This is a genomic window from Halomonas sp. 3D7M, assembly GCF_014897885.1.
GTDB lineage: Bacteria > Pseudomonadota > Gammaproteobacteria > Pseudomonadales > Halomonadaceae > Vreelandella.
On sequence record NZ_JABUZF010000250.1, the window covers coordinates 17,958 to 28,977 of the forward strand.

Below are 11,020 nucleotides of genomic sequence, written 5' to 3' on the forward strand. Positions count from 1 at the left end.
CTTTCATGAGTGAGGAGTGAGGAGTGAGGAGTGAGGAGTGAGGAGTGAGGAGTGGCTTGGCCTCCAGCGTGGTGGAGGCTTAAATTAAAAGCGGTGACATAAATGCTTGGAATAGGTGGTTAACGTTTAGGTTTGCCAGGGTCGAGAATGCGTACGGGCTGTACATCCTGCGTTTTTTGCTCTTCGCGTACTTGGTTAACGCGGGTAGTTAGCTCTGGTGCTGCCTCATCTTCAATCGGCAACTGCTCGAAAAAATCGCAGTTAACGCATTCCCGGTAGCGAATGTTGTTTTGCTCCCAGGCGCGAATCCGATCCATGGCCGCGCAGCGTGGGCAGGTTACCCCAGCAATAAAGCGTTTCACACTCGACATAACAGGCTCCAAGGGTGCGGTAACAAGACAGATACCGCACCCGGTGATAGTGAAAATAAACGTCAGGCTGCGCGGATACCGCTATGGCGTAATAATGGTTCTACGCTTGGCTCACGGCCTCGGAAAGCGCGAAATAGCTCGGCGGCATCCCTCACGCCGCCTGATTCTAGAATTTCCTGACGGAAGCGTTGGCCAGTGGAAGGGTCAAAAATCCCTGCCTCCTCGAACGCGCTCCAAGCATCGGCAGAAAGTACTTCCGCCCATTTGTAGCTGTAATAGCCCGCCGCATAGCCACCCGCAAAAATATGGCTAAAGCTATTCTGGAAGCGGTTAAAGCCAACTGTCGGCACGACCGAGGTGTGGCTACGTACGTCATCCAATAGCGTTTGAACGTCACTGGCGCTGGGCGCTTCCAGCTCATGGTGCAGGCGCAAGTCGAATAATGAAAACTCTATTTGGCGCACCATTCCCATTGCTGATTGGAAGTTTTTGGCAGCCTGTAAACGCGCTAGCAGGTCAGCGGGCAGGGGCTCGCCAGTATCGACATGCTTGGCGATCAGGTCTAGTCCTTCGCGTTCCCAGCAGTAGTTCTCCATGAATTGGCTGGGTAGTTCAACCGCATCCCAAGCAACACCGTTAATGCCAGAGATATCGGCAATGTCCTGTTTGGTCAGCATGTGATGCAAGCCATGGCCGAACTCATGAAACAGCGTGGTGACTTCATCATGGGTTAGCAGAGCGGGTTTGTCGCCCACTGGGGCGGTAAAGTTACAGGTCAGAAATGCCACTGGCAGCTGTAGGCCGTTTTCAGTTTGGCGGCGTACTCGGCAATCGGCCATCCATGCTCCGCCGCGCTTGCTTTCGCGAGCATACAAGTCCAAATAGAAACCGGCGATCGGCTCACCTTGTTCTGTAATGCGGAAGTATTGAACATCGTTGTGATAGCTAGGCGCATCAGGTGCTGCTTCCACGCGAACGCCGTAAAGACGTTCTACTACCTGGAATAGCCCATCCACCACCCGTGGCGCTGGGAAGTAAGGGCGAAGCTGCTCTTGTGAGATGGAGTGACGTGCCTCGCGTAGTTTTTCACTGGCATAGGGCACATCCCATGGCTCAAGCGTTTCAATCCCTAATGCTTCACGAGCATAGTCGCTGAGCTCCGCGACTTCTTCCGTGGCCTGGGGAACGGCACGGCGAGCTAGGTCATTCAAAAACTCAAGCACCTGCTCGGGAGAATCGGCCATCTTAGTGGTGAGCGAGTAATCGGCGTAGGTCTTAAAGCCCAGCAAGTGGGCGAGCTCTTGGCGGAGTGCCAAAATCTCTTCAAGAACGGGAGCGTTATCGAACTTGCCTGTGTCTGGGCCTTGATCGGAAGCACGAGTGACAAACGCGGTGTATACCTCACGCCGCAACTCTCGGTTATCGGCATAACTGATAATGGGGAAAAAGCTTGGGAAATCTAGGGTGATGCGATAGCCATCGACGCCTTTTGCCTGGGCGGTTGCTTTTAGCGTATCAAGGGCGCTTTCCGGAACGCCAGCAAGTGCATCAAGGTGGTCAATATCCTTATGCCAAGCTTGGGTAGCATCGAGCACGTTGTTTGAAAACTGGTTGGATAAGGTGGAGAGGCGCGCTTGAATCGCGCCGTAGCGAGCCTTTTTGTCAGCAGGTAAATCGACACCGGCTAAGCGGAAATCGCGTAAAGTGTTTTCTACCGTGCGTTGCTGAGCAGGCGTTAGACTTGCCCATGCATCACCCTGCTTAAGCGCTTGCCAGCCCTTAAAGAGTCCTTCGTGTTGTCCCATCCAGGTGCTAAACGCCGAGAGTTGTTCCAAGCATGCCTGATAAGCTTCCCGCAGTTCGGGGGTGTTCATCGTGCCGTTGAGATGAGAGATGGGCGACCACGCTTGGGTAAGCCGGTCATTAACAGCCTCTAGCGGCGCAGCAAAGTTATCCCAATGTGGTGGCACTGTGGCGGCCTGTTGAGCGAGTCGGTCAATGACTTCCCGGCTTTCATTCAGCAGCGTTTCTACCGCAGGCACGACGTGTTCAGCGCGAATGTCAGCGAAAGGGGGAAGCTCATGCGGCTCTAGCAACGGATTGCGGGACATAGGCACCTCGTAGGCATTAATTTTTTAACTCGTAACGTTTTTAAATACGTTAGTGGCGCATAAAAACGCAATAATAATGACACAGTGCGGGCGGTGAGGCCGTGTTTCAATGTCTGGGCTGAATACTGTGGCTTACACCAGGGTTTGGCCTAGGCGTAAGCGCCTGCTAGTCTTGCCGCCTTTTAGTGTCGCCAATTAGTGCCACCAATGGTAGGAGCAAGTGATGAGTGAAACGCTGGAGCGCTGGGGGTCAAAGCGAGCCTTCATCTTAGCGGTAACGGGGGCTGCAGTTGGGTTGGGTAATATTTGGCGCTTCCCGTATGTTGCAGGCGAGAACGGTGGTGCGGCATTTCTATTGATCTATGTGGCGTTTGTACTGCTGTTAGGTATCCCTGTAATGATGGCCGAGATTTTAATTGGCCGGGCTGGGCGACGGGGGCCTATGCAAGCGCTGAGTAGGCTGGCTGTAGAAGCCGGCGCTTCTCGGCACTGGCGCTGGTTAGGCTTATTTGGAGCCTTCACCGTCTTCTGTATTTTATCGTTTTACTCGGTGGTGTCAGGTTGGTCGATTGAGTTTTTAGTCGCTTCAATAAACGGAAATTTCGATGGTGCAAGTGCCGCAGAAATAGGTGCGGGTTTCGATGCGTTTCTGGCAAACCCAGGCCTGTTGATTTTTAACCACTCGTTATTCCTATTTATGACCATGACGGTAGTGGCGGCGGGCGTTGCCAAAGGCCTAGAGAGGTTGAACAACCTATTGATGCCGCTGCTGTATGGCTTATTGTTGCTACTGGCTGGTTATGCCACGACCACCGACGGATTTGGTACGGCGCTTTCATGGCTGTTTTTACCGTCGTTTGGCGACGTAACGACCTCAGTGGTGTTGCATGCCATGGGACATGCGTTTTTTACCCTTGCCGTTGGGGCCTGCGCGCTAATGGCTTATGGGGCTTATATGCCTGATGAGCAGAGCCTACCGAAAGCCGCGTTTGCAGTTGCAATGCTCGATATCAGCGTCGCTTTATTAGCAGGGATTGCAATCTTTTCGGTGGTATTTGCCCAAGGTATGGACCCTGCTGACGGCCCAGGGTTGATGTTTGTGACGTTGCCAATTGCTTTTTCTGAGCTGCCTTGGGGAGCATTTTGGTTAAGTGTATTCTTTTTGTTGCTCTTATTGGCTACCTGGACCTCAGCGATTAACCTCGCTGAACCCATGGTGGCAACGCTGCAAGGGCTTGGATGGCGTCGCAGTATATCAACGGCCGTCGTGGCGCTTAGCGTATGGTTGTTAGGGCTGCTTTCGGCGTTCTCGTTTTCCACGCTTGCCGATTTCAGGCCGTTGTTCGGACGCAATGTGTTTGAGCTAGTTAGTAGTATTCCGCCCGATATTTTCCTACCTATGGGTGGGCTGTTGATTGCTATCTTTGCGGCCTGGGTGATGCCCCGCGTGCAGGTTGTACAGGCATTGGGTGTTGGGGAGAGTGGCTATGCACTCTGGCGTAATATTGTCCGCTGGGTGTCGATTCCGCTGACGTTTATTGTATTGCTCGGCGGGTTGCTATAGTTCTTGAATATTTTAATCCAATAGCGTTAAGCAGGAGTGTGCAATGAGCAATGCCTTACGACCATTTCAAGGTATTTCGCCTCGCCTTGGTAAGCGGGTTTATGTCGACCCCGCTAGCGTGGTAATAGGTGATGTAGAGCTGGGCGATGACTGCTCGGTCTGGCCGATGACCGTGATCCGGGGAGATATGCATCAGATCCGCATTGGTGCTCGCACTAGCGTGCAGGATGGCAGCGTGCTGCATATTACCCATGCCAGCGATTTCAATCCTGATGGCTTTCCACTGACGATTGGTGATGATGTCACCATTGGCCATAAAGCGATTTTGCATGGCTGTACGCTGGGTAGCCGTATTTTGGTGGGTATGGGGGCAATTGTGATGGATGGAGCAGTTGTCGAGGATGAGGTGATTATTGCGGCTGGCGCAGTTGTTACACCGGGCAAACGTTTGGAAAGCGGTCATGTATATGCGGGAAACCCGGCGAAAGCGTTGCGTCCACTTAAAGATAAAGAGCGCGCTTTCTTTCCTTACACGGCAGGTAACTACGTTAAGTTAAAAGATCAGTTCCTCGCTCAGTAAATTTCTTCATACAGGCGCTAAGCAGTTGGCCTAACACTCTTTTTTTCTTAAATAGACATGTTGCGGCAGCCAAAAATCTGGTAATTTATCCAGTTTTCCAGGATGCCGCGCTAATGGCGAATTTTCGCACGCACATTACGGTAGCAGCAGCAGGCGGCGTACTCATGGCTTATGCTGGCTGGCAGGCTGAGTGGTGGCCAGCGACTCAGGCGCTATTAATTATTGCTCTGGTAGCCTTTGGCGGTATTTTGCCTGACATAGATGCTGATCGATCACGATCTATCCGTTTGATTTTTAATCTTTTATCGGTGCCTTCACTGGTGCTTGGTGTGTTGTTGTTGCAGCCCTGGTTAACACCAGGTTTGTTGCTAGTGGCGTGTGGTGGCATTTACGTTAGCGTGCGTTATTTTGCGGCGGTGGTGTTCTCACGGCTAACGGTTCATCGAGGTATTTGGCACTCATTGATGGCGGCTGTGCTGTGCGCGCTGATGACTGCCGCGTTTAGTTTTCATCTGCTGGCACAGCCAGCTTGGCTGGCCTGGTGCCATAGTGCAGCGGTACTGCTAGGATTTATCATTCATTTAAGCCTGGACGAACTTTTCAGCGTGGACCTAGAAGGCGCGCGGTTAAAGCGCTCTTTTGGCACCGCACTTAAGCTTGGCGATGGCCGCCGCCCACTATCGAATGTCTTTATGCTGATTGCGCTATTTACCTTGGTGCCCTGGGTACCACCGTGGGACGTGTTGATTGAGTTGTTTCATCAAGGGTCGCTGCTATGGCGATAATCATCAGCGCTTAAACTGTGTTTTTTGAGTTTGTCGTAGAAGGTTTTGCGGGGTATTCCCAGATGACGGCATACGTCGGTTACGCGCCCATGATGGCGGGACAGGGATTGGCTAATCAGGCTCTTTTCAAATAGCTCTACTTGGCGCGGCAACGTGGGCTCTTCGGTGTCGGCGTTGGCCCCTTCCAGTAGCGCATCCAGACGGTAGTCAAAGGCTGCTCCCAATAGCACATAACGCTCTGCAAGGTTACGCAGCTCGCGAACATTACCAGGCCAGTCGTGAGCCAGCAGGGCGGCAATTGAGTGGCTATCCAGGGTAGGGGCTTCTAAGCCACTGCGGTTGGCAGCGACCACGGCGAAATGCTGGAACAGCAGGGGAATGTCCTCGCGTCGTTCGCGCAGTGCGGGCAGTGGCAGGGTGACCACGTTGAGTCGATAGTAGAGATCTTCGCGAAAGCTCCCTTCTTCAGCAGCAGCTTTAAGGTCCACTTTGGTGGCCGCAATCACTCGTATATTGAGTGGCACCGTCTCGTTGGCCCCAAGACGCTCGACGCTACGCTCTTGTAATACGCGCAATAGCTTCACCTGAAGTGCCAATGGCATTGATTCGATTTCATCCAGGAACACGGTGCCACCATTGGCATGCTCGAATTTACCAATTCGCCGTTCTACTGCGCCGGTAAAAGCACCTTTCTCATGGCCAAACAGTTCTGACTCTATGGTGTTTTCTGGCACTGCACCGCAGTTTATCGCCATAAACGGGCTATTGCGTCGGACGCTACGTTCATGAATGGCGCGGGCGACAAGGTCTTTTCCGGTGCCGGTTTCGCCAAATAGGAGCACATCAGCCTCTACTTGGCTGATGCGTTGAATCATTGCTGCTAGGCGAGAAATCACTGCGGTACGGCCGACTAAACGAGGCCCAAGGGCTGCCTGCTGAACCTCAAGCTCGGCTTTTAAGCGCAAATTTTCCAGGCTTAGCTGGCGCTTTTCGATGCCTCGCCTTACGACATCGAGTAGCTGATCCCCAGCGAAAGGCTTTTCCAGAAAATCCCAAGCGCCTGCACGCATCGCCTCCACCGCGGTTGAGATGTCACCGTGGCCAGTGATTAAGATAATCGGCAGTGTGGCATCGCGGCTGTGTAATTCATGTAATAGCGCCATACCGTCCATTCCGGGCATACGAATATCACTCACGATGACGCCGGGAAAGTTTGCTGGTAGTGCCTCAAGCGCTTGTTCTGCAGACTCAAAACAGTGAGGCGTGTAGCCAGCGAGTTCGAGTGTTTGGCTGGCGGTGATACGCAGGTGCGGTTCGTCGTCGATCACCATGACCGGCAGCGTCGACGGCTCATGCATGGTTGTTACTCTCCTTGACTGAGTATGGCTGCAGTACGTTAGGTGTTGTTGAACAGGGTAGCGTAATGGTGAATCGCGCCCCGCCAGTGGGCTGATTCGCTACCTGCAGCTTGCCGCCCAGATCCTCCATAATACGTGAGGAAATCGAAAGTCCTAGCCCTAATCCGCTGCCGGGTGCTTTCGTGGTGAAGAAAGGTTCGAAGATCTGGCCCAAGTGTTGTTCTGGGATGCCTGGGCCATTATCGGCAACGCTAATCATCACTTGCTGTTGTGCTATTTCTACGCTTAGCGTCAGCATGGGTGACGATACCTCTTTCATTGCCTGTAACGCGTTACTGATCAAATTCACCAGTACTTGCTCTAGGCGGACTAAATCACCCTCAACCCAAAGCGTCTCCTCTGGCCATTGTTGGACCACCCTGATGCCATCATCACGTAAGCGGCTGTGGAATAAACGCAGGGCGTACTCAATACAGGCTTGGACAGAGATTGTTTCCTGACGCTCGCTGCTCTTACGAGAAAACTGGCGCAGCTGGGCGCTAATATCGGCCATGCGCTGGGTAAGCTCGACAATTTGCGCTAGGTTGGCATCTGCTTTGTCCACCCGCGACAGTTCAATAAACCGTCGACCATTTTCAGCGTAGGCGCGAATAGCCGCTAATGGTTGATTTAACTCGTGATTAATACCGGCAGCCAATTGACCTAATACCGCAAGCTTTGCCGCTTGGATCAGCTCATCTTGGGTTTGGCGTAGATTAGCTTCTGCTCGCCGCCGCTCTTCTATTTCACCAGAAAGCCTCTGATTACTGGCGACTAAATCACGTGTTCTTCGCTCAACGCTGACTTCTAGTTCATCGCGTACTCTCGCTAAGGTTTGTCGTTCGCGTTCCGCAAACGCTTCTCTCTCTCGGCGTAAACGCAAGCGTTGCCAACCAATGCCTCCGCCCAAGGCCACCACGCCATATAAGCCTCCCGCCATCAGCGCCGCGATCCACTGGGCGTTCACCACAGGAGTCAGTGGTTTTAAAATATGCATTTGCCAGCCAAACTCTGGGATGGGGCGCGTAAGGCTTAAATAGTGCCCACCACTTAATGGCCCGCTAGCAAAGCTAACAAGATAGCTATCGGCCCCGTAAGGGGCTTCAAGCTCAATGCCGGAAGGCGTTAAAGGCTCCATTGCATAGCGACGAGTTGCCCGTAGGCTGTCGCGTTGGCCGTCGGTAAGAGGGTGGAGGGCATTCATGCGCAGCTCAGGGTGGCTGGCCATGAAAATAATATTGTCGCTATCGGTGACAAACAGTTCAGCGTCCTGCTCAGCCCAGCTCTCTTCAACATCGTCGAGCAGTACTTTGACGACGATAACACCGTCGGGTTTTGCATCGGGCGAGGTGTCATCAAGCCACACCGGCGCTGAGAAATAGTAACCACGCTCAAGCGACTGTACACCTAAGCCATAAAAACGCCCCTGCCCCCCGGTAATGGCATCGGTGTAATAGCTGCGAAACGCGTAGTTTTGACCAATGAATGTATTAGGGCGGTGCCAGTTGCTGGCGGCGATGGTATCGGCGTCACGGTTAAGCAAATAAACATCTGAGACCCCAGAGGTAAAGCGAAAACGGTCAAGCAGTAAGTTGAGCGGCATGGGGTCTTGGCTGTCTGGGGAATCTAAAAAACGTTGTACGCCTTCCCTGGTCGCCAGCATTTGTGGCAAATAATCATAGCGCAGTAGGTAACCATTTAAGTTGGCGGCCGACAGCCGCAGCTCGTTTTCGGCATCGTCTTGTAAGTTTGATAGCGCCTGCTCGCGGGCCAGTTGAGCGGCCTGCCACATGCATAGCATCAGTCCTAGCGGAATCGCGATTAGCCAGAGTAGCCGCCAGCGGTGACCTGAAAGGCGAAGTAAGCGACTCATGCGGGTGTGCTGCTGGTACCTTGGGCACGACGCAGTGCTCGCTGGGCGCGGGTTTCCGCTCTGGCCATCTCGAGAAGGCCTTCCTCAACGTACACTAAGTGCTCGTGCGCGCGGCTGCGGGCATCTTCAGCACGCCCTTCTAAAATCGCATCTAGTAGGGCTCGGTGTTGCTTCATTAGCTGCGAACGCGAGTCGGGCTTTGCAAAAAGATGGGCGAGGTTGTCAACGATGCTTTGCTCTAATAAATGAAAAATGCCTCGAATGGTGTGAAGTAACAGTACGTTATGAGCGGCTTCTGCAATAGCAAGGTGGAAGGCTGCGTCTAGTTTTGCTTCTTGGGCGGGGTTGGCACCCACAAATCCACCATCAAGTTCTTCAAAACGCTGGATTAATACGGCTTTGTCCGCTGGTGTTGAGCGTAACGCGGCGTAATAAGCCGAAATGCCTTCCATCGCATCGCGAAATTCAAGCAAATCCAAATGAAATTCGTTGTGTCGGGAAAGCATCTCCAACAAAGGGTCGGTGTAGCCGCTGTTTAGCGTTTCATTCACGAAGGTACCACCCCCTTGGCGGCTGGTAAGCAGGCCTCGTGCGGCAAGCTTTTGAATGGCCTCACGTAGAGAGGGGCGTGACACGCCAAACCGTTCAGCAAGCTCTCTTTCTGGGGGCAGGCGCTGGCCAGGCTTGAGGCTACCTTCAAGAATCATTGCTTCAAGGCGCTCGGTAATCACATCAGCCAAGCGCTGCTGGCGGAGCGGAGGATAAGTCATTAGTGCAGGCCCTTATAATTGGTAAGACCAATTATAAGGGCTTTAATGATTTGTCTCAACAGTAAAAGGCTAGCAAATTGATAGCTATTGGCACCGTTTATTTGACTTATAACTAAAGTATATGACCGAAATATGCCATGGTGGGCGATGCGTGTTTGACACGACTGCGGCGCCTCATTACTGTTGAGGATAATTTTTTGTAAATTGGTAAAACCAATTTTTATCTGAAGCGCCTAATACTGACGCTTCGATGACCGTTTACAGATAGTACTTATAGATAGTGCATCTATTTATTGCATAGGGCCTGCCATGATCATTTCATCACCTACGGACTACCGCCAAGCTGCCAAGCGTCGTATCCCCCCGTTTCTGTTTCACTATGCTGATGGCGGGTCATACGCAGAGCATACGTTGCGGAGCAATGTTGAAGACCTAGCGGGTGTCGCGTTGCGGCAGCGGGTGTTGAAGGATATGTCGTCGCTATCGCTGGAAACCGAACTGTTTGGTGAAAAGATGGCAATGCCTCTTGCCTTGGCGCCGGTGGGGCTAACAGGCATGTACGCTAGGCGTGGTGAAGTCCAGGCAGCACGGGCAGCGACCAAGAAGGGCATACCGTTTACGTTGTCGACGGTCTCCGTATGTCCAATTGCAGAAGTGGCAGCGGCAGTGGAGCGGCCCATCTGGTTTCAGCTTTATGTATTGAAGGATCGGGGCTTTATGAAGCACGTGCTTGAGCGTGCTAAGGCGGCAGGGGTTAAAACATTAGTCTTCACCGTTGATATGCCTGTGCCTGGAGCGCGTTATCGCGATGCCCATTCAGGCATGAGCGGCAAAAGCGGGCCTATGAAACGTATGCTTCAGGCTGCGTTGCATCCTCTTTGGGCTTGGGATGTCGGTGTTTGTGGCCGCCCGCATGACCTAGGCAACGTGTCTGATTATCGTGGTCAGCCGACAGAACTTGAGGATTATATTGCTTGGCTTGGCGATAACTTTGACCCCTCTATTTCCTGGAAAGATCTGGATTGGATTCGTGAGCAGTGGGATGGCTCAATGATTATTAAGGGCATATTGGATGCTGAAGATGCCCGTGATGCAGTCCGCTTTGGGGCGGATGGTATTGTGGTTTCCAATCACGGTGGCCGTCAGTTGGATGGCGTGCCTTCTACTGCACGTGCCCTGCCTGCTATTGCAGATGCAGTTAAGGGTGACTTGTCCATCCTGGCAGATTCTGGTGTGCGTAATGGGTTAGATGTAGTGAGAATGATTGCCATGGGTGCAGACACAGCATTGATAGGTCGTGCCTTTATCTATGCGCTTGCAGCGGCAGGTGAGGCGGGGGTTGCTAACCTGCTTGAGCTATTCGAAAAAGAGATGAAGGTGGCGATGACGCTCACCGGTGCGCGAACGATTGCTGATCTCAGCACCGAATCATTAGTTCCTGACGCAATTCCTGCGCTTAAATAACGCTCAAATAGAGGGGGTGATGCTGCCAGCATTAGAGTAACAGACGAATGTTGGCGTTTTTTTACAAAATCCCTTGCCAAGACGGCAGCGAATCCGTAAAGTACG

The 11,020-nt window shown here is 52.6% G+C and carries 9 protein-coding genes; 4 read left to right on the forward strand and 5 right to left on the reverse strand.

Annotated features, from left to right (window positions below; genetic code table 11):
• Positions 1-119: 119 nt before the first annotated feature.
• Both INT22_RS15210 and prlC read right to left on the reverse strand, forming a co-directional pair.
• Positions 120-371, reverse strand: a complete 252-nt coding sequence (locus INT22_RS15210) for a YheV family putative zinc ribbon protein (protein ID WP_009725002.1) — start codon at positions 369-371, stop codon at positions 120-122.
• Positions 372-433: 62 nt separating this feature from the next.
• The gene (gene prlC, locus INT22_RS15215) at positions 434-2,482 is read right to left on the reverse strand and encodes an oligopeptidase A (protein WP_193060202.1); all 2,049 of its coding nucleotides are present in this window, start codon (positions 2,480-2,482) and stop codon (positions 434-436) included.
• Between the two features lie 223 nt (positions 2,483-2,705).
• Between prlC and INT22_RS15220 the strand changes: the two genes are divergently transcribed.
• From INT22_RS15220 to INT22_RS15230, 3 genes are all read left to right on the forward strand, one after another.
• Positions 2,706-4,046 (forward strand): sodium-dependent transporter, encoded by a 1,341-nt coding sequence (locus INT22_RS15220; protein ID WP_083000265.1) that lies wholly within the window; start codon positions 2,706-2,708, stop codon positions 4,044-4,046.
• A 43-nt stretch (positions 4,047-4,089) separates the two neighbouring features.
• On the forward strand, positions 4,090-4,626 hold the full coding sequence (locus tag INT22_RS15225; RefSeq protein WP_083000267.1) for a gamma carbonic anhydrase family protein: 537 nt from the start codon (positions 4,090-4,092) through the stop codon (positions 4,624-4,626).
• A 113-nt stretch (positions 4,627-4,739) separates the two neighbouring features.
• The gene (locus INT22_RS15230) at positions 4,740-5,411 is read left to right on the forward strand and encodes a metal-dependent hydrolase (RefSeq protein WP_083000269.1); all 672 of its coding nucleotides are present in this window, start codon (positions 4,740-4,742) and stop codon (positions 5,409-5,411) included.
• On the opposite strand, the gene INT22_RS15235 is transcribed toward INT22_RS15230, so the two are convergent.
• From INT22_RS15235 to INT22_RS15245, 3 genes are read right to left on the reverse strand one after another with little or no spacing between them, the layout of a single operon-like run.
• Positions 5,387-6,769, reverse strand: a complete 1,383-nt coding sequence (locus INT22_RS15235) for a sigma-54-dependent transcriptional regulator (RefSeq protein WP_083000271.1) — start codon at positions 6,767-6,769, stop codon at positions 5,387-5,389. The genes INT22_RS15230 and INT22_RS15235 overlap by 25 nt on opposite strands.
• Complete coding sequence (locus INT22_RS15240) at positions 6,762-8,681, reverse strand: sensor histidine kinase (RefSeq protein WP_193060201.1); 1,920 nt, start codon at positions 8,679-8,681, stop codon at positions 6,762-6,764. Before INT22_RS15240 ends, INT22_RS15235 begins: the two co-directional genes overlap by 8 nt.
• Positions 8,678-9,451 (reverse strand): GntR family transcriptional regulator, encoded by a 774-nt coding sequence (locus INT22_RS15245; RefSeq protein ID WP_009724995.1) that lies wholly within the window; start codon positions 9,449-9,451, stop codon positions 8,678-8,680. The genes INT22_RS15240 and INT22_RS15245 overlap by 4 nt, the downstream gene beginning before the upstream one ends.
• Positions 9,452-9,760: 309 nt before the next feature.
• Between INT22_RS15245 and lldD the strand changes: the two genes are divergently transcribed.
• Positions 9,761-10,915 carry an FMN-dependent L-lactate dehydrogenase LldD gene (gene lldD / locus INT22_RS15250; protein WP_083000277.1) on the forward strand — a complete coding sequence of 385 codons (1,155 nt, stop codon included), beginning with the start codon at positions 9,761-9,763 and terminating at the stop codon, positions 10,913-10,915.
• Positions 10,916-11,020 lie beyond the last annotated feature (105 nt).